Here is an 18,229-nt window from a genome sequence, read left to right as displayed (position 1 = left end):
AATCCTGGGCCTGGTTATCGATTGTTCTGCTGTTGCCCCGATGCCTGGTTGCGTTTAGACGCATCCGGTACCAGACGATAGAAGGTTTCGCCCGGGCGGGTCATACTGAGTTCATTGCGCGCGCGCTCCTCGATCGCTTCCTGCCCGCCGTTGAGGTCGTCAATTTCGGCAAATAGCTGATCGTTGCGTGCTTTTAATTTGGCGTTAGTCGCCTGCTGGGCGGTGACGTCGTCGTTAACCCGCGTGTAGTCGTGCAGGCCGTTTTTACCGAACCACAGTGAATACTGTAGCCAGACCAGCAAAGCTAATAATAGCAGCGTTAGTTTACCCATCCTGCCCCCTGAAAAACGGCATCATCATCCCAAAACTCGCCCGGGTACGCTACCGGGGCGCGCGGACGATGCCGCGTAACGCGGGGACTGTACCATATTTTTGCTGCCGATACCCATGCTTGATTCATCCCGGAAACGGGTTATCCCAACAGCCAGAGGAAGAGTAGCGCAAACATCAGCCCGACGGTCAGGATAGTCGCGCTGGCGCTATAGAGCAGTTTGCCATTGAGCAGAGAGTGCAGCGCAATACCGACCACTACCGCCACCGGCATCAACGCAAGGAAGAACGGCCAGGTGTAAAGGAGGAAGAAGAGCGTATTACTGCCATAGAGAAGGAAGGGAATACCCAGCGCCAGCAGCCATGAAATAAAGCCCACGGCAGCGCCCGACAGAGACCAGGTGGTCTCGTCGCCGATCGCCGGAGGCGGTTCTGAACGAATAATACTGAGGTTCTGGGTATTGCGCATATCGAATCCTGTAGACCGGGCAACCGGCACCCCTCGATGCCGCTGCCGTTTCAGGATCTGATAATATCGCTCTGTTGCAGCAGGTCTAATAGTTGGTGCACCAAATTTGTTACCAATTGTTCACCATCCAGATGAATTTCCGCCTTTTCCGGTGCCTCATAGACCGAGTCTATGCCGGTGAAATTGCGTAATTCCCCTGCCCGCGCCTTCTTGTATAATCCTTTCGGATCCCGCGCCTCGCAGATGGCCAGCGGGGTATCGACGAACACTTCGATAAAGCGTCCCTCCCCCAGGCGCTCGCGCACCATCTGCCGTTCCGCGCGGTGTGGTGATATAAATGCCGTCAATACCACCAGCCCGGCATCGACCATCAGCCTGGCCACTTCGCCGACGCGGCGAATGTTCTCTTTGCGATCCTCATCACTGAATCCCAGATCGCTGCACAGACCATGGCGCACGTTGTCGCCGTCCAGCAGATAGGTGCTGACGCCACGCTCATGCAGCGCCTCTTCCAGCGCCCCGGCGACGGTGGATTTACCCGACCCCGAAAGGCCGGTAAACCACAGCACCACGCCGCGATGGCCGTGATGCTGTTCCCGCTGCTGCTGAGTCACAGGATGGGCATGCCAGACGACGTTTTCGTCATGCTGGGCCATTATTGGCCTCCCAGCAGGTCGCGGGCGTCCCAGTGTGGGAAGTGTTTACGGATCAGCTGGTTCAGCTCCAGCTCGAAGGCGCTGTACTGCGATGCCGAGGTCGACGCCTGCAGGTGCGGCTCGTTGACCATCCCGGCGCCCACGGTGACGTTGGTCAGGCGATCGATAAAGATAAGCCCGCCGGTCACCGGGTTTTGCTGATACGGATCCAGCACTAAAGGTTCGTCAAAGGTCAGCTCCACCAGCCCAATGCCGTTCAGCGGTAGAGACTCGACTTCACGCTGGGTCAGGTTGTTAATATCGACCTGGTAGCGGATAGCGTCGACGCGAGCGCGGGTCTTCTTCCCGGCGATTTTGATGTCGTAGCTCTGGCCCGGGGTCAGCGGCTGCTCAGCCATCCACACCACGTCGATGCTGGCGCTTTGCACCGCCGGCAGCGAGGCTTGTGCGTCAACCAGCAGGTCGCCGCGGCTGATGTCAATTTCATCTTTCAGCACAAGGGTAATGGCTTCGCCGGCGGCAGCTTCCTGCAGGTCGCCGTCGAAGGTGACGATACGCGCCACGCTCGATTCGACGCCCGACGGCAGCACCTTCAAACGCTGGCCAACGGTAACCGTACCGGAGGCGACCGTGCCGGAGAAGCCGCGGAAATCGAGGTTCGGACGGTTAACATACTGCACAGGGAAGCGCAGCGGCTGGCTCTCGACTACCCGCTGGATCTCCACGGTTTCGAGGACTTCCAGCAGGGTCGGGCCGCTATACCACGGGATGTTCGCGCTCTGGCTGGCGACGTTATCGCCTTCCAGCGCCGACAGCGGTACAAAGCGGATATCGAGGTTGCCCGGCAGCTGCTCGGCGAAAGTCAGATAATCTTCCCGGATCTCGTTGAAGCGTGCTTCGCTAAACTCGACGAGATCCATTTTGTTGACCGCTACCACCAGGTGTTTAATGCCCAGCAGCGTAGAGATAAAGCTGTGACGGCGGGTCTGGTCGAGCACGCCTTTGCGCGCATCGATCAGCAGGATCGCCAGGTCGCAGGTTGACGCGCCGGTGGCCATATTGCGCGTGTACTGCTCGTGCCCCGGGGTGTCGGCGATGATAAATTTGCGTTTTTCGGTCGAGAAGTAACGGTAAGCGACATCGATGGTGATGCCCTGCTCACGCTCAGCCTGCAGGCCGTCCACCAGCAGCGCCAGGTCCAGTTTTTCGCCCTGGGTACCGTGACGCTTGCTGTCGTTGTGCAGAGACGACAGCTGGTCTTCATAGATCTGGCGCGTATCGTGCAGCAGACGGCCAATTAAGGTGCTTTTGCCATCATCGACGCTGCCGCAGGTCAGAAAACGCAGCAGGCTCTTGTGCTGTTGCGCGTGCAGGTAAGCTTCTACGCCGCCTTCATTAGCAATTTGTTGGGCAATTGTGGTGTTCATGGCGGCTCCTTAGAAATACCCCTGACGTTTCTTCAGCTCCATCGAGCCGGCCTGGTCGCGGTCAATCACGCGGCCCTGACGTTCGCTGGTGGTCGATACCAGCATCTCTTCAATAATTTCCGGCAGCGTCTGCGCTTCAGACTCCACTGCGCCGGTCAGCGGCCAGCAGCCAAGGGTACGGAAACGCACCATCCGTTTTTCAATCACTTCGCCCGGCAGCAGATCGATACGGTCGTCATCGATCATCATCAGCATACCGTCGCGCTCCAGCACCGGGCGCTCAGCGGCCAGATACAGCGGCACGATTTCAATATTTTCCAGATAGATGTACTGCCAGATATCCAGCTCAGTCCAGTTGGAGAGCGGGAAGACGCGGATGCTTTCGCCTTTGTTAATCTGGCCGTTGTAGTTGTGCCACAGCTCCGGACGCTGATTTTTCGGGTCCCAGCGGTGGAAGCGGTCGCGGAAGGAGTAGATGCGCTCTTTCGCGCGGGATTTCTCTTCGTCGCGACGCGCGCCGCCGAACGCGGCGTCAAAGCCGTATTTGTTCAGCGCCTGCTTCAGGCCTTCCGTTTTCATGATATCGGTATGCTTAGCGCTGCCGTGGACAAACGGGTTGATGCCCATCGCCACCCCTTCCGGGTTTTTATGCACCAGCAGCTCACAGCCGTAGGCTTTGGCGGTACGGTCGCGGAACTCATACATCTCACGGAATTTCCAGCCGGTATCGACGTGCAGCAGCGGGAACGGCAGGGTTCCCGGATAAAACGCTTTGCGCGCCAGATGCAGCATTACGCTGGAATCTTTCCCGATGGAGTACATCATCACCGGGTTAGAAAATTCGGCGGCCACCTCACGAATAATATGGATGCTTTCCGCCTCCAGTTGCCGCAGGTGAGTGAGTCGTTTTTGGTCCATAACCGTTCCTTAAGCCAGATTGACCACCGAAGCGTTAAACCCTTCGGCGGATGATGTATGTTGAAACCAGGCGAGCTGCTGATGCAGCTGCACCACTTCGCCGACCACCAGCAGGGCGGGCATCGGGGCGTCTTTCGCCAGGTGTTCGAGTTGTTGCAATGTGCCGGTTATCGTCTGCTGATCGTCGCGGGTACCGCGGGAAATCACCGCGACCGGCGTAGCGCTGTCGCGACCGTGGGCGATCAGCTGCGCGCTGATTTCCGCCGCCTTCATGGTGCCCATGTAGATCGCCAGCGTTTGTTGGCTCTTCGCCAGCAGCGACCAGTCGAAGGGGGCGCTATCCGGCTTGTAGTGGCCGGTGACAAAGACGGCGCTTTGCGCATAGTCGCGATGGGTCAGCGGAATACCGGCGTAGGCCGTCGCCCCGGCAGCAGCAGTGACGCCAGGCACCACCTGGAACGGGATCCCCGCTTCGGCGGCAGCCTGCAGCTCTTCTGCGCCGCGGCCAAAAATAAACGGATCCCCGCCCTTCAGACGCACGACGGTTTTCCCCGCCTTCGCCGCCGCCACCAGCAGCTGATTGGTTTCATGCTGCGGCACCGAGTGCTCGCCGGCGCGTTTGCCGACACAGATCAGCTCGGCATCACGGCGCACCAGCTCGAGAACCGGCGGGGTCACCAGATGGTCGTGGAAAACCACGTCCGCCTGCTGGATCGCCTGCAGACCACGAAGGGTCAGCAGCCCGGCATCGCCCGGCCCGGCGCCCACCAGAATAATTTCTCCCGTCTCGCGTTCGGGCTTATCCAGCTCATCCTGCAGCGCCTTTTCCGCCTCCGCATGATTGCCCGCCACCATCAGGCTGGCAAAGCGGCCGGTAAAGACGCGTTCCCAGAAGCGGCGACGCGCTTCGGTGGTCGTCAGACGGGTTTTCAGATGGTTGCGCCAGTAGCTCGCCGATTCCGCCAGCCGCCCGAGGTTCGTCGGCAGCAGCGCTTCAATTTTCTCGCGCAGAATACGCGACAGCACCGGCGCTTTGCCGCTGGAGGAGATCGCCACCAGCAGCGGCGAACGGTCGACGATAGAAGGGAAGACAAACGAGCACAGCGCCTGGTTATCCACCACGTTGACCAGCCGGTAGCGCGCGTTAGCCGCCGCAAACACCCGCTGATTAAGCGCCTCATCCTCCGTGGCCGCAATCACCAGAAAGACATCATCCACCAGCGACTCGCTAAATTCCGTCGCCCGCCAGCTAAGCGCCTGGCGCGCCGCCAGATCGGCCAGCGCCGGAGAGAGCGTCCCGGCGACCACCTGCACCTGCGCCTGAGCGCGCAGCAGGAATTTAATCTTGCGTTCAGCAATCTCATCGCCGCCGATCACCAGCACGGGCCTTTGTTTCAGTTCGGCAAAAAGGGGCAAGTAATCCACGGCGCAACAACTCTCTTACAATCAGCGATACTGCGACTATAGGGTGCGCCTGAGAGCAAATGAAATTACGAAATGGAATGAGTTGTGACGCAAAGGAATAACGCTGTGGAAATACAAATATCAAAAAGTGCTTAACGCGCTATTTTTCCGCTATTTAAGAGCAATTGAAATTGTTTAACCGCGGTCACAGTTTCATACTGTACGCGTCAAATTGTCTTGTTCGTGTAAGGACCCCTTATGTTTTCCGCGTTGTGCCGCCGTCTGCTTCCTCTGGCGCTCGGCACCGGTTTTGTTTTCGCCGCCGCCCCCGCTTTCAGCGCGCTGGGCGACACCGCCAGTAGCCAGGCCCGTCATATCGCCACCGTCTTCCCGGGACGAATGACCGGAACACCAGCCGAGATGTTGTCAGCCGAGTACCTCCGCCAGCAGTTCGCCCAGATGGGTTATCAGAGCGACGTGCGCAGCTTCAATACCCGCTACATCTATACCGATAACAATCAGCGTAAGAACTGGCATAACGCCACCGGCAGTACGGTGATCGCCGCCCATGAAGGCCAGTCCCGCCAGCAAATCATTATTATGGCGCATCTCGATACCTACGCGCCGCAGAGCGATAAAGACGTGGAGAACAACCTTGGCGGCCTGACGCTGCAGGGCATCGACGACAACGCGATGGGGCTCGGCGTGATGCTGGAGCTGGCGGATCATTTAAAGAATATCCCCACCCGCTATGGCATTCGCTTTATCGCCACCAGCGGTGAAGAGGAAGGTCGTCTCGGGGCGCAAAATCTGCTACAGCGCATGAGTGAGGCGGAAAAGAAAAATACCCTGCTGGTGATCAACCTCGATAATCTGGTGGTGGGCGATAAGCTTTACTTCAACAGTGGCCGCCGCACGCCGGCCTCGGTGCGTAAGCTAACCCGCGACCGCGCGCTGGCTATCGCCCGCAGCAAGGGGATTGTCGCGGCGACCAATCCAGGACTGAACCCAGCATACCCAAAAGGCACCGCCTGCTGTAACGACGCCAGCGTCTTCGACAGCGCGGGGATCCCGGTGCTGTCGGTCGAGGCAACCAACTGGTCACTCGGCAAAAAGGATGGCTATCAGCAGCGCCAGAAATCCCGCGCCTTCCCGGACGGCACCAGCTGGCATAGCGTGCAGATTGATAATCAGCAGTATCTCGACCACGCGCTGCCGGGACGCATAGAACGCCGCAGCCGCGAGGTAGTGAAAGTGATGCTGCCGCTGGTGAAAGAGCTGGCGAAGGTGGAGAAGAAAAGCTGATACGCACAAAAGAACGCGCGGTATCACCCGCGTGTTCTTCTTGAATTATCACCCAAAGAAAGCGCTAACAGCTTAACCCTCGTGCAATCCGCACTCGCGTTTAAGCCCGAAGAACCGGGTCTCTTCTTCTGCCATGCCCGGCTCCCATTTGCGCGTGGTGTGGGTATCGCCTACCGACAGATAGCCCTGATCCCACAGCGGGTGGTATTTCAGCCCGTGCTTTTGCAGGTACTGATACACCGTCCGGTTATCCCAGTCGATAATCGGCAGCACCTTGAACACCCCGCGCTGGATAGCCAGCACCGGTAAGGTTGCCCGGCTACCGGACTGCTCGCGGCGCAGACCAGCGAACCAGGTCTGGGTATTGAGCTCTTTCAGCGCCCGGTTCATCGGCTCGACTTTGTTGATCTCATTGTATTTCTCAATGCCCTCAACGCCCTGCTCCCACAGCTTACCGTAACGCGCCTCCTGCCAGGCGGCGCTCTCCTGCGCCCGATAGACCTTCAGGTTCAGCTTGAGCTTGTCGGTTAACTCATCGATAAACTGATAGGTTTCCGGAAACAGATAGCCGGTATCCGTGAGGATCACCGGAATATCCGGGCGCAGCTGATTCACCAGGTGCAGACTCACCGCCGCCTGAATGCCAAAGCTGGAAGATAAAGCATACTCGCCAGGCAGATTTTCCAGCGCCCACGCTACGCGTTCTTCGGCGCTGAGCTTCTCCAGCTTCGCATTGGTCTCCGCCAGCGCCAGGATACGTTCCACTTTCGGCAATGCATTAAGCGCGTTTAGATCGAGTACGGACATATAAACCTCGTTTGCCTGTTTTACCGGGCGGCACTGCGTTTGCCCGGCCTACGGGTTTTACAGGCCCGGGTCGCTACGCGCCACCGGGCACCAGGATGTTATTCCCAGAAATCGCGGGCTGGGTCGAGCACCGGGCGAATGATGCCCGCACGCACCGTAAAGTCGCCGAAGCCTTCACCCGCTTCGCGCTCTTTCGCCCAGCGCCCTACCAGTTCGTCTAGCGAGTCGAGAATTTCCGACTCGGTAATATTCTCACGGTACATCCGCGGGATGCGGGTGCCGCTGCGGTTACCGCCAAGGTGCAGGTTGTAGCGCCCCGGCGCTTTGCCCACCAGTCCCACTTCCGCCAGCATCGCGCGGCCGCAGCCGTTCGGGCAGCCGGTGACCCGGGTGACGATATGCTCATCGCTCACGCCGTGCTTGTTCATCACCCCTTCCACCTTGTCGATAAACGACGGCAGGAAACGTTCGGCTTCCGCCATTGCCAACGGGCAGGTCGGGAAGGAGACGCAGGCCATCGAGTTTTCGCGCTGCGGAGTAACGGCATTCATCAGACCATGATCCCGCGCCAGCTTCTCGATCCGCGCCTTCTGATCTTCCGGTACGCTGGCAACGATCAGGTTCTGGTTGGCAGTGATGCGGAATTCGCCTTTATGGATCTTAGCAATCTCCAGCAAGCCAGTCTTCAGCGGACGACCCGGATAATCGAGAATGCGGCCGTTTTCAATAAACAGCGTCAGGTGCCATTTGTCATCAATCCCCTTCACCCAGCCGATGCGGTCGCCGCGGCCGGTGAATTCATACGGGCGGATCGGCTCAAACTTAATGCCGGCCCGGCGCTCCACTTCCGCCTTGAAGGTTTCGACGCCAACGCGCTCAAGGGTGTACTTGGTTTTCGCATTCTTACGGTCGGTACGGTTGCCCCAGTCGCGCTGGGTAGTCACGACCGCTTCCGCCACCGCCAGAGTATGCTCCAGCGGCAGATAACCGAATTCGCTCGCCGTGCGGGCGTAGGTTTTCTTGTTGCCGTGTTCGATAGAGAGACCGCCGCCCACCAGCAGGTTAAAGCCCACCAGCTTGCCATTTTCGGCAATCGCCACGAAGTTCATGTCGTTAGCGTGCAGATCGATATCGTTCTGCGGCGGGATCACCACCGTGGTTTTAAACTTACGCGGCAGATAGGTCTGACCGAGGATCGGCTCTTCGTCAGTAGTGGCGACCTTTTTCTGATCCAGCCAGATCTCGGCATAAGCGCGGGTACGCGGCAGCAGATGCTCGGAGATCTTTTTCGCCCACTCGTAGGCCTCAGCGTGCAGCTGCGACTCGTACGGGTTGGAGGTGCACAGCACATTACGGTTCATATCGTTGGCGGTGGCCAGCGCATCCAGCCCCACCGAGTGCAGCATCTGATGCACCGGTTTCACGTTCTTTTTCAGAATGCCGTGGAACTGGAACGTCTGCCGGTTGGTCAGACGAATACTGCCGTAAATGGTGTTGTCCGCGGCAAACTTATCGATCGCCTTCCACTGGGTGGTGGTGATCACCCCGCCCGGCAGACGGCAGCGCAGCAGCATCGCATGGCGCGGCTCCAGCTTCTGGGCGGCGCGTTCCGCGCGGATATCGCGATCGTCCTGCTGGTACATGCCGTGGAAACGGATCAGCAGGAAGTTATCGCCTTTAAAACCGCCGGTCAGACCGTCGTTTAAATCTTCCGCAATGGTGCCGCGCAGGTAGTTGCTCTCAAGCTTCATGCGCTCGGCATCGGTCAGTTTACCTTCGACCACTAAAGGCCCCGGATGTTTTTCGCTCATTAGTAGACATCTCGCTGATAACGGCGCTCAACGCGCAGCTCACTTAAAAATTCGTCCGCCGCTTCGGCGTCCATCGCGCCGTATTCGGCAATCACTTCCAGTAAAGTATGTTCCACGTCTTTCGCCATACGATTGGCGTCGCCGCAGACATAAATGTGGGCGCCATCATTGATCCAGCGCCACAGCTCGGCTCCCTGCTCGCGCAGTTTGTCCTGCACGTAGATTTTTTGTTGTTGATCGCGGGACCAGGCCAGGTCAATACGGGTCAGCAGACCTTCCTTCACATAGCTCTGCCACTCTACCTGATAGAGGAAATCTTCAGTGAAGTGTGGGTTGCCGAAGAACAACCAGTTCTTGCCTTGCGCCCCGTCCGCTGCGCGCTGCTGCATAAAGGCGCGGAACGGCGCAATGCCGGTGCCCGGGCCAATCATGATCACCGGCGTCTCCGGGTTAGCCGGCAGACGGAAGTTGTCATTGTGTTCAATAAAGACGCGGACTTCGCCATCTTCTTCCACACGGTCGGCGAGGAAGCTGGAGGCACCGCCAGCCCGGGCGCGGCCTTCTATTTCATAGCGCACCACGCCCACGGTGACATGCACTTCGCTCTCCACTTCCGCCTGTGAGGAGGCAATGGAGTACAGGCGCGGCGTCAGCGGACGCAGCAGACCGATTAACGCCTCGGCGTCCAGCTGCGCCGGCGAGAAACGGACCATATCGACGATCGGCGTCGCAGCAGCATACTGCTGCAGCTGAGCTTTATCGCCCACCAGCGGCAGCAGCGATTCGCTGCGGGTCAGGGTGGCGTAGTTTTCGACGATAGTCGCGGTGTTAACCGTCAGCTCAAAATGCCACTCCAGCGCTTCCGCCAGCGGCAGAGTTTTGCCATCAACGGTTACCGGCTCGTCACCTTTCAGCCACAGCAGCTCCACCAGCTCTTTGACCAGCTGAGGATCGTTTTGATACCAGACGCCCAGCGCGTCGCCCGGCTGATAGCGCAGACCGGAATCACCGAGGTCAATTTCGATATGGCGCACATCTTTTTCGGAATCGCGGCCAGTGATTTTCTGGTTGACCGACAAGGTCGCCGACAGCGGAGCCTCTTTGGTGTACGGGCTGGTATGGATGTCGTTCACCGCGCCGCTGGTGGCCAGCTGGGCGGGCGCGGCAACTGGCGCACGGGCTTTCAGCACCTCAACGACGCGCGCGCGCCATTCCGCAGCCGCGGTCTGATATTCGACGTCGGCATCGACGCGATCGAGCAGGCGTTCCGCGCCGAGCTCGGCCAGCTTGCTGTCGAAATCTTTGCCAGACTGGCAGAAGAATTCATAAGAAGTATCGCCGAGGCCAAAGACAGCGAACGCGGTCCCGTCCAGCTTCGGCGCTTTTTTCGAGAACAGGAACTTATGCAATGCGACCGCTTCTTCCGGCGGCTCACCTTCCCCCTGGGTGGACGTCACGACCACCAGCAGTTTTTCCGCAGCAATTTGTTTGAATTTATAATCGCCTGCATTCACCAGCTTCACGTTCAGCTTCGCTGCCAGCAGATCGTCGCGCAGCGCTTCGGCGACGCGGCGGGCATTGCCGGTTTGCGAGGCGGAAATCAGCGTGATCGAGGGCACCTCAGCGGCCTGGGCAGGAACGGCCACAGCCGCGCCGGACTGCTGATTCAGCACGCCCCAGAAATAGCCAGACACCCAGGCAAGCTGAGTGGGCGTGAAGTCAGTGGTGGCCGCCTGAAGGCGCGCCAGTTGCTCCGGGTTGAGCGGCAGCAAGTTGGAAGGTGTGGCCTGTGTCGTCATGCGTCGTTTGTTCCAGTAAGCAAAGCTGTTGTTCGCGCCCTGTCAGCGCGACAAAAACAGAAGAGAATAGAAGGGTAACGGTGCTGATAGTAACAATTAAAGAAGGGATGGAAATAATAAATAACCAAATGGACTAACCTGTTTTAGTTGTAGTTATTAACAACAAAATCGATTAAATAACCACATGAAATATAACCATTTAATTCAGATAACCCAGATAAATGTGTCCATTTTCTGTTCAGGGCCGTTTTAGTTAATGCGAAAAAATGTGCTTTCCGGTACCCTACGGCGGTTTTTTTCGTCCTGTTGAGAGTCAATGATGTCCACCACGCTGTTTAAAGATTTCACCTTCGAAGCCGCCCACCACCTGCCGCACGTCCCGGAAGGGCACAAATGCGGTCGCCTGCATGGCCACTCCTTTATGGTGCGTCTGGAGATCACCGGTGAAGTCGATCCCCATACCGGGTGGATCATGGATTTTGCCGAGCTGAAGGCCGCCTTCAAGCCGACATACGATCGCCTGGACCACTATTATCTGAACGATATCCCCGGTCTGGAAAACCCCACCAGCGAAGTGCTGGCGAAATGGATCTGGGATGAGATGAAACCGCGGGTACCGCTGCTGAGCGCCGTGATGGTCAAAGAGACCTGCACCGCTGGCTGCGTCTATCGCGGCGAGTAAGCGAAAAAAAAGCCCGGTCAGTACGCTGCCGGGCTTTTTTTTAGGCAATATTCAAATACTTGTGCGTCTGCATGGACAGGCGCCAGTTGCGGGCGATGCAGGTGTCGATACACAGGCGCGTCGCGTCTTCTTTCTGACTGATCGGCTGCAGGGCGATGATCCGCGGTTTGTCATCGCTCAGCGTTTCCAGCAGTTCGTCCAGCGCTTCGATGTCGCGGACGCGCCCTACCGGATGCTTGATCTCATCCGCCCGCTGCAGAGCCTGCGACAGCACATCATACCCGCCACGCATATTGACCTTAGGGGATACCGTCACCCAGGTGTTGTGGCTGCAGCGCACTTCATGGGTGCCGCTGGTTTCAATCTGACAGCTAAAGCCGTTTTGTTCCAGAAGCGAGGTTAACGGCGTTAAATCATGAATGCAGGGTTCACCGCCGGTAATGACCACGTGGCGGGCAGTCCACCCCTGGCGCCCAATAATCGCCAGCAGATCCTCGCTGCTTGCCGGACCCCACTTATCGCTCTCTTTGGTTTTCGCCAGGATGCTGAACAACGACACTTCCCGATCGGCCAGCTTGTCCCAGGTATGCTTGGTGTCACACCACGCGCATCCTACCGGGCATCCCTGCAGACGAATAAAAATGGCAGGCACGCCGGTGAAGTAACCCTCGCCTTGCAGGGTCTGGAACATCTCGTTAATCGGGTACTGCATAGTCATCTCTGTTTAGGGTCATAAACGTCCATTATCGCAGATTTCAGCGCACAGGTCTTGTCCTGCGCTGCGATCCCTTTTTTACCCCTTCGTCAATATCCGTGTCGGGAATAATATTATTGATTAAAGAAACAATCTTTTCTTTTGGCTTAATTTATTAGCATGATAAGAATTAAAATAATTAATATTCTGACACGTGGACTGAAAATGTGTAACAGAAAATGTTATTCCTGTCATTCAGGATAAAATAAAAGGTCCAGACAGTAAAATAAAAAACCTTAAAATACAGTGATGTACAAACTGATACATGAAAGAGTGAATTATCTGGCCGATCTGCGAGTCCAATTCAATCCGCCGGTGATAATAACCTTAAACTGGTCTTAATAAATCCCTGATCGGGCCCCTTTTTTATTTAATCGTCGTTTACTTTTGCCCGCCTAGAATCCCGCAGACCAACCATAATGAGATAGCGTTTATGACCACATTATTAATTACCGGCGTTACGGGGTTTCTGGGCGGTGCCGCGTTAGAGAAAATACTCCATCAGGAAACCCGGTTAGATCTGCTACTGCTCGTGCGTGCTGATAGCCCCGAGGCAGGCCTCGAACGGGTCAAAGAGAACATGCGTAAGTTCAACATCGCCGAGGAGAAGCTGGCGATGCTTCACCCGCAGCATATCCTGCTGGGCGATCTCGCTTCTCCGGAGCATTTTCTTAACGATCCGCGCCTCGATCAGGTGACGCATGTCCTCAACTGCGCCGCTGTCGCCTCGTTTGGCAGCAACCCGCTCATCTGGAAGGTTAACGTTGAGGGTACGCTGCGCCTGGCGCAACGGATGGCGCAGGTTGAGGGTCTGCAGCGTTTTCTGCACGTCGGCACAGCGATGTCATGTTCGCCTGAGCCGGATTCACTGGTCGCCGAAAGCGCGGAGTTTCGGGAACGCGCTGAGCACCTGGTGGAATACACCCACTCGAAATCAACCATCGAGCAGTTGATGCAGCAGCATTGCCCTACACTGCCGCTGGTCATTGCCCGCCCTTCTATCGTGGTGGGTCATACCCATCACGGCTGCCGGCCTTCCAGCAGTATTTTCTGGGTGTTCAGCATGGGGCTGATGCTGCAGAAATTTTTATGTTCCATGGAGGACCGAATCGATGTCATCCCGGTGGACTACTGCGCTGATGCCCTGCTGATGCTGCTTAACCAGCCGCTGGCTCACGGCGAAGTGGTGCACATCTCTGCCGGGGAGGAGAATAGCGTGAAGTTTGCCGAAATCGACCGGGCGATGGCTCAGGCCCTCGAACAGGCCCCGGTGGGGGATAAGTACGCCCAGGTCAGCTATGACACGCTGGTCAAAATGCGTCGTGAACTGAAAGGGATATTTGGGCCATGCAATGAACGTCTGATGCTGAAAGCCATGCGCTTATATGGCGCGTTCGCTACGTTGAATGTGCGCTTTAGTAACGACAAGCTGTTGAGCATGGGAATGCCAAAACCACCGCGTTTTACGGATTACATCGACCGCTGCGTGGAGACCACTCGCGGGCTGTCGATCCCCCAGCAAATGGCCGTCGATTTTAAATAATCGCCGACGAGGTAAAAAAATGCCAGCCCTGAGGCTGGCATTATTATTTCACAAAGACAGGATTATGCCTGGCCTTTGATCTCTTTACGACCGTTGAACGGCGCTTGCTCACCCAGCGCTTCTTCGATACGAATCAGCTGGTTGTATTTAGCAACGCGGTCAGAACGGCTCATAGAACCGGTTTTGATCTGGCCTGCAGCGGTACCGACAGCCAGGTCAGCGATGGTCGCGTCTTCAGTTTCGCCAGAACGGTGAGAGATGACAGCGGTGTAGCCAGCGTCTTTCGCCATCTTGATGGCAGCCAGAGTTTCGGTCAGAGAACCGATCTGGTTGAATTTGATCAGGATGGAGTTAGCGATGCCTTTTTCGATGCCTTCTTTCAGGATCTTGGTGTTGGTTACGAACAGGTCGTCACCAACCAGCTGGATTTTGTCGCCCAGTACTTTGGTCTGGTATGCGAAACCGTCCCAGTCAGATTCGTCCAGGCCATCTTCGATGGAGACGATCGGGTACTGTTTGGTCAGGTCTTCCAGGAAGTGAGTGAACTCTTCAGAGGTGAACGCTTTGTTGCCTTCGCCAGCCAGAACGTATTTACCGTCTTTGTAGAATTCAGATGCTGCGCAGTCCATCGCCAGGGTGATGTCTTTGCCCAGCTCGTAGCCAGCAGCTTTAACCGCTTCAGCGATAACAGCCAGTGCTTCGGCGTTAGAACCCAGGTTCGGCGCGTAGCCGCCTTCGTCACCAACGGCAGTGTTCATGCCTTTGGACTTCAGCACTTTCGCCAGGTGATGGAACACTTCAGAACCCATGCGTACGGCTTCTTTCAGGGTCGGCGCGCCAACCGGCTGAATCATGAATTCCTGGATGTCGACGTTGTTGTCAGCGTGCTCACCACCGTTGATGATGTTCATCATCGGAACCGGCATGGAGTATTTGCCCGGAGTGCCGTTCAGTTCCGCGATGTGCGCATACAGCGGCAGGCCTTTGGACGCTGCAGCTGCTTTGGCGTTTGCCAGAGAAACAGCCAGGATAGCGTTCGCACCGAAGTTAGATTTGTTTTCAGTACCGTCCAGGTCGATCATGATCTTGTCGATGCCAGCCTGATCTTTAGCATCTTTGCCCAGGATTGCCTGAGCGATCGGGCCGTTTACCGCAGCAACAGCTTTGGTTACGCCTTTACCCAGGAAACGGGATTTGTCGCCATCGCGCAGTTCCAGCGCTTCGCGGGAACCAGTAGAAGCACCTGACGGAGCAGCTGCCATACCGACGAAACCACCTTCCAGGTGTACTTCGGCTTCAACAGTCGGGTTACCACGGGAGTCGATGATTTCACGACCGATGACTTTAACGATTTTGGACATTAGGTTTTCCTCAGTACAAGTTAAACTAAAACTCCAGACAAACAATGCACCCAGTTGGGTGCATTGCCGTTCTAACTCTTTTACTTCGCCTGACGCTTCTGGTACTCGCTCGCGGCTTTCACAAAGCCAGCAAACAGCGGGTGCCCATCACGCGGCGTCGAAGTAAACTCCGGGTGGAACTGGCAGGCAACAAACCACGGATGGTTCGGCACTTCGATGATCTCGACCAACTGATCATCCCCGGAACGGCCCGCAACGCGCAGACCAGCAGCTTCAATCGGTTTCAACAACATGTTGTTGACTTCGTAGCGGTGACGATGGCGCTCGGTGATGGTCGGCTCGCCGTACAGCTGGCGCACCAGAGATTCATCATCCAGCTGGCACTGCTGTGCGCCCAGGCGCATGGTGCCGCCCAGATCGCTCTTCTCGGAGCGGACTTCAACGTTGCCATCTTCGTCACGCCATTCGGTAATCAGGGCCACAACCGGGTATTTACAGTCTGGCACAAATTCCGTCGAGTTGGCGTTTTCCATACCCGCTACGTTGCGCGCGAACTCAATCAGCGCAACCTGCATACCCAGGCAGATGCCCAGATAAGGAATATTGTTCTCACGCGCATAGCGCGCGGTGGCGATCTTACCTTCCACACCGCGGTAGCCGAAGCCGCCCGGGATAAGGATAGCATCTAAATCCTTGAGGATTTCGACGCCGCGCGTTTCCACATCCTGCGAATCGATCAGCTTGATGTTGACGGTCACGCGGTTTTTCAGACCACCGTGTTTCAGCGCTTCAATCACCGACTTGTAGGCATCCGGCAGTTCAATGTACTTACCGACCATACCAATGGTGACTTCGCCTGCCGGATTGGCTTCTTCATAGATTACCTGTTCCCATTCGGCCAGGTTTGCTTCCGGACAAGTTAAGCTGAATCGTTTACAAATATAATCGTCCAGCCCCTGAGATTTCAACAGGCCCGGAATTTTATAAATGGAATCGACGTCTTTCAGAGAAATCACAGCCTTTTCCGGAACGTTACAGAACAAAGCAATTTTGGCTCGTTCGTTGGCCGGAACCGCGCGGTCTGAGCGGCAGATCAGGATATCTGGCTGGATACCGATGGAGAGCAGCTCTTTCACGGAGTGCTGGGTCGGCTTGGTTTTGACTTCGCCCGCAGCAGCCATGTACGGCACCAGGGTCAGGTGCATAAACAGGGTATGCTCGCGGCCGATCTCTACCGCCATCTGACGAATGGCTTCGAGGAACGGCAGGGATTCGATATCGCCTACGGTACCGCCGATTTCCACCAGTACGACGTCATGGCCTTCGCCGCCCGCCAGTACGCGCTCTTTGATAGCGTTAGTGATGTGCGGAATAACCTGAACGGTGGCACCCAGATAGTCGCCACGGCGCTCTTTGCGCAGTACGTCGGAGTAGATACGGCCGGTGGTGAAGTTGTTGCGACGCGTCATCTTGGTACGGATGAAACGCTCATAGTGGCCCAGGTCCAGATCGGTTTCTGCGCCGTCTTCAGTAACGAACACTTCCCCATGCTGGATTGGGCTCATGGTGCCCGGATCGACGTTGATATACGGATCCAGTTTCATGATGGTCACGTTGAGACCACGGGCTTCAAGAATGGCTGCCAGGGAGGCTGCGGCAATGCCTTTACCCAGAGAGGATACGACCCCGCCGGTCACAAAAATATAGTTCGTTGTCATGCTGAACCTGAGAAGTTAGGGTAAAACGATGGAATAACCAGGACGGGAAAGTAGTATACCCGAACATGCGTGACGCCACAAACTTTCATTCTTCCCCTCCCCTTCGTTCTTCAAGTTGCACCTGTGTTGCGACTCGAACAACTCGAAGAGGCAGGCTACATGGTGTTTCAACGACATAACGGAAAGAGAAAATAGACGCTTTTGGCGAAATGTTTTTGACGTAAATCAAGCGCTTGTTATTTATAAAATCACACAAATCGCGCTTGATCACGAAAACTCGTTAGAGATCAGTTTCCTGGCGTTTTACTTCCTGCCACACTTCTTCCATGGTATCGAGGTCGATGCCGGTCATTTCCAGGCCGCGGGCGGCGACAATGCGCTCGACCTCGCGGAAGCGACGCTCAAATTTGCGGTTTGCTTTCTGCAGCGCCACCTCGGCTTTGACCCCTAAATGACGGGATAAATTCACCGTGGCGAACAGCAGATCGCCCACTTCCTCTTCCAGTTTTGCTTCATCCACCACCGCCTGCTGCGCTTCATGCATCACTTCATCAATTTCTTCATGCACCTTGTCGAGCACCGGTCCCAGCGAGGTCCAGTCGAAACCGACCGCCGAGCAGCGGCGCTGGATTTTGTGCGCGCGCATCAGCGCCGGCAGGCTATGGGGAATATCGTCCAGCGCCGAGTGCTGGGCTTTTTCCGCCCGCTCCGCGCTTTTAATCTGCTCCCAGCGCGCCAGGACTTCGCTGCTGTTTCCTGCGGTAGCATCAGCGAAAATATGGGGATGGCGGCGCTCCAGCTTGTCGCTGATGGCGGCGCAGATATCGTCAAAGTTAAAGCGTCCCTCTTCCTGCGCCATTTGCGCATAGAACACCACCTGGAATAGCAGATCGCCCAGCTCACCGCGCAGGTCGTCAAAATCCTCTCGCGAAATGGCGTCCAGTACTTCATAGGTTTCTTCGAGGGTATACGGGGCGATGGTGGCGAAAGTCTGCTCTTTATCCCACGGGCAGCCGTTTTCCGGGTCGCGCAGGCGCTTCATAATGCCGAGCAGGCGGTCGATTTGGGTCATGTGAGGATCCTGGAAATGTAAAAAATGGTAGAAATTGATATCGGTTTGCAACTTTTGAGCCCGGGAAAAGCGTTTTTCACGTGTGACTCCAGCGTACTTTGCGCTCCCGGTAAATGTTCTGCCATATGTCTCCTGTGGTACAGGGAGCGCACAGGGGGCGGCCAGTCGCCGCC

The 18,229-nt window shown here is 56.6% G+C and carries 16 protein-coding genes; 3 read left to right on the top strand and 13 right to left on the bottom strand.

Annotated elements, in window-relative coordinates; genetic code table 11:
- Nucleotides 1-14 precede the first annotated feature (14 nt).
- The 6 genes from ftsB to cysG all read right to left on the bottom strand — a co-directional run bounded on the left by ftsB (nucleotide 15) and on the right by cysG (nucleotide 5,216).
- Nucleotides 15-332: a cell division protein FtsB gene (ftsB, locus tag HMPREF3142_RS14955; RefSeq protein WP_002915156.1), complete on the bottom strand. Its 318-nt coding sequence runs from the start codon at nucleotides 330-332 to the stop codon at nucleotides 15-17.
- Between the two features lie 140 nt (nucleotides 333-472).
- Nucleotides 473-799 (bottom strand): DUF3561 family protein, encoded by a 327-nt coding sequence (locus HMPREF3142_RS14950; RefSeq protein WP_008806224.1) that lies wholly within the window; start codon nucleotides 797-799, stop codon nucleotides 473-475.
- 50 nt (nucleotides 800-849) lie between these two features.
- Nucleotides 850-1,455: an adenylyl-sulfate kinase gene (gene cysC, locus HMPREF3142_RS14945; protein ID WP_002915158.1), complete on the bottom strand. Its 606-nt coding sequence runs from the start codon at nucleotides 1,453-1,455 to the stop codon at nucleotides 850-852.
- Nucleotides 1,455-2,882, bottom strand: coding sequence for a sulfate adenylyltransferase subunit CysN (gene cysN / locus HMPREF3142_RS14940; RefSeq protein WP_012967340.1), 1,428 nt, complete (start codon nucleotides 2,880-2,882; stop codon nucleotides 1,455-1,457). The genes cysC and cysN overlap by 1 nt, the downstream gene beginning before the upstream one ends.
- Nucleotides 2,883-2,891: 9 nt before the next feature.
- Nucleotides 2,892-3,800 (bottom strand): sulfate adenylyltransferase subunit CysD, encoded by a 909-nt coding sequence (gene cysD, locus HMPREF3142_RS14935; protein WP_048268107.1) that lies wholly within the window; start codon nucleotides 3,798-3,800, stop codon nucleotides 2,892-2,894.
- Between the two features lie 9 nt (nucleotides 3,801-3,809).
- Entirely contained in the window at nucleotides 3,810-5,216 is a 1,407-nt protein-coding gene (gene cysG, locus HMPREF3142_RS14930; RefSeq protein ID WP_162494494.1) for a siroheme synthase CysG, read from the bottom strand.
- Nucleotides 5,217-5,462: 246 nt separating this feature from the next.
- Here cysG and HMPREF3142_RS14925 point away from each other — a divergent pair, with 246 nt between their 5' ends.
- Nucleotides 5,463-6,509 (top strand): aminopeptidase, encoded by a 1,047-nt coding sequence (locus HMPREF3142_RS14925; protein WP_012540734.1) that lies wholly within the window; start codon nucleotides 5,463-5,465, stop codon nucleotides 6,507-6,509.
- Between the two features lie 72 nt (nucleotides 6,510-6,581).
- Here HMPREF3142_RS14925 and cysH read toward each other — a convergent pair whose 3' ends face one another.
- The 3 genes from cysH to cysJ all read right to left on the bottom strand — a co-directional run bounded on the left by cysH (nucleotide 6,582) and on the right by cysJ (nucleotide 10,926).
- Nucleotides 6,582-7,316, bottom strand: a complete 735-nt coding sequence (gene cysH, locus HMPREF3142_RS14920) for a phosphoadenosine phosphosulfate reductase (protein ID WP_008806238.1) — start codon at nucleotides 7,314-7,316, stop codon at nucleotides 6,582-6,584.
- 98 nt (nucleotides 7,317-7,414) lie between these two features.
- The gene (gene cysI / locus HMPREF3142_RS14915) at nucleotides 7,415-9,127 is read right to left on the bottom strand and encodes an assimilatory sulfite reductase (NADPH) hemoprotein subunit (protein WP_008806239.1); all 1,713 of its coding nucleotides are present in this window, start codon (nucleotides 9,125-9,127) and stop codon (nucleotides 7,415-7,417) included.
- Nucleotides 9,127-10,926, bottom strand: a complete 1,800-nt coding sequence (cysJ, locus tag HMPREF3142_RS14910) for an NADPH-dependent assimilatory sulfite reductase flavoprotein subunit (protein ID WP_008806240.1) — start codon at nucleotides 10,924-10,926, stop codon at nucleotides 9,127-9,129. Before cysJ ends, cysI begins: the two co-directional genes overlap by 1 nt.
- 316 nt (nucleotides 10,927-11,242) lie before the next feature.
- Here cysJ and queD point away from each other — a divergent pair, with 316 nt between their 5' ends.
- A complete protein-coding gene (gene queD / locus HMPREF3142_RS14905; RefSeq protein WP_004174641.1) occupies nucleotides 11,243-11,608 on the top strand; it encodes a 6-carboxytetrahydropterin synthase QueD in 366 nt (121 codons plus the stop codon).
- A gap of 40 nt (nucleotides 11,609-11,648) precedes the next feature.
- Here queD and queE read toward each other — a convergent pair whose 3' ends face one another.
- On the bottom strand, nucleotides 11,649-12,320 hold the full coding sequence (queE, locus tag HMPREF3142_RS14900) for a 7-carboxy-7-deazaguanine synthase QueE (protein WP_008806241.1): 672 nt from the start codon (nucleotides 12,318-12,320) through the stop codon (nucleotides 11,649-11,651).
- Between the two features lie 475 nt (nucleotides 12,321-12,795).
- Here queE and HMPREF3142_RS14895 point away from each other — a divergent pair, with 475 nt between their 5' ends.
- On the top strand, nucleotides 12,796-13,905 hold the full coding sequence (locus HMPREF3142_RS14895; RefSeq protein WP_008806242.1) for an SDR family oxidoreductase: 1,110 nt from the start codon (nucleotides 12,796-12,798) through the stop codon (nucleotides 13,903-13,905).
- A gap of 62 nt (nucleotides 13,906-13,967) precedes the next feature.
- Here the strand turns inward: HMPREF3142_RS14895 and eno are convergent, their stop codons facing one another.
- The 3 genes from eno to mazG all read right to left on the bottom strand — a co-directional run bounded on the left by eno (nucleotide 13,968) and on the right by mazG (nucleotide 18,056).
- A complete protein-coding gene (eno, locus tag HMPREF3142_RS14890; protein ID WP_008806243.1) occupies nucleotides 13,968-15,266 on the bottom strand; it encodes a phosphopyruvate hydratase in 1,299 nt (432 codons plus the stop codon).
- A gap of 80 nt (nucleotides 15,267-15,346) precedes the next feature.
- Nucleotides 15,347-16,984 carry a glutamine hydrolyzing CTP synthase gene (pyrG, locus tag HMPREF3142_RS14885; protein WP_008806244.1) on the bottom strand — a complete coding sequence of 546 codons (1,638 nt, stop codon included), beginning with the start codon at nucleotides 16,982-16,984 and terminating at the stop codon, nucleotides 15,347-15,349.
- A 280-nt stretch (nucleotides 16,985-17,264) separates the two neighbouring features.
- Nucleotides 17,265-18,056, bottom strand: coding sequence for a nucleoside triphosphate pyrophosphohydrolase (gene mazG, locus HMPREF3142_RS14880; RefSeq protein ID WP_070612185.1), 792 nt, complete (start codon nucleotides 18,054-18,056; stop codon nucleotides 17,265-17,267).
- Nucleotides 18,057-18,229 lie beyond the last annotated feature (173 nt).

It is taken from the genome of Klebsiella sp. HMSC16C06 (assembly GCF_001808325.1).
Classification (GTDB): domain Bacteria; phylum Pseudomonadota; class Gammaproteobacteria; order Enterobacterales; family Enterobacteriaceae; genus Klebsiella; species Klebsiella variicola.
Note: the sequence above shows the minus strand (reverse complement) of the source record. Positions and strands in the feature narration are given on the sequence as shown.

Coding starts and splice junctions, on each gene's coding strand:
- ftsB (WP_002915156.1), bottom strand. CDS start 332: ATGGGTAAACTAACGCTGCTATTATTAGCTTTGCTGGTCTGGCTACAG.
- HMPREF3142_RS14950 (WP_008806224.1), bottom strand. CDS start 799: ATGCGCAATACCCAGAACCTCAGTATTATTCGTTCAGAACCGCCTCCG.
- cysC (WP_002915158.1), bottom strand. CDS start 1,455: ATGGCCCAGCATGACGAAAACGTCGTCTGGCATGCCCATCCTGTGACT.
- cysN (WP_012967340.1), bottom strand. CDS start 2,882: ATGAACACCACAATTGCCCAACAAATTGCTAATGAAGGCGGCGTAGAA.
- cysD (WP_048268107.1), bottom strand. CDS start 3,800: ATGGACCAAAAACGACTCACTCACCTGCGGCAACTGGAGGCGGAAAGC.
- HMPREF3142_RS14925 (WP_012540734.1), top strand. CDS start 5,463: ATGTTTTCCGCGTTGTGCCGCCGTCTGCTTCCTCTGGCGCTCGGCACC.
- cysH (WP_008806238.1), bottom strand. CDS start 7,316: ATGTCCGTACTCGATCTAAACGCGCTTAATGCATTGCCGAAAGTGGAA.
- cysI (WP_008806239.1), bottom strand. CDS start 9,127: ATGAGCGAAAAACATCCGGGGCCTTTAGTGGTCGAAGGTAAACTGACC.
- cysJ (WP_008806240.1), bottom strand. CDS start 10,926: ATGACGACACAGGCCACACCTTCCAACTTGCTGCCGCTCAACCCGGAG.
- queD (WP_004174641.1), top strand. CDS start 11,243: ATGATGTCCACCACGCTGTTTAAAGATTTCACCTTCGAAGCCGCCCAC.
- queE (WP_008806241.1), bottom strand. CDS start 12,320: ATGCAGTACCCGATTAACGAGATGTTCCAGACCCTGCAAGGCGAGGGT.
- HMPREF3142_RS14895 (WP_008806242.1), top strand. CDS start 12,796: ATGACCACATTATTAATTACCGGCGTTACGGGGTTTCTGGGCGGTGCC.
- eno (WP_008806243.1), bottom strand. CDS start 15,266: ATGTCCAAAATCGTTAAAGTCATCGGTCGTGAAATCATCGACTCCCGT.
- pyrG (WP_008806244.1), bottom strand. CDS start 16,984: ATGACAACGAACTATATTTTTGTGACCGGCGGGGTCGTATCCTCTCTG.
- mazG (WP_070612185.1), bottom strand. CDS start 18,056: ATGACCCAAATCGACCGCCTGCTCGGCATTATGAAGCGCCTGCGCGAC.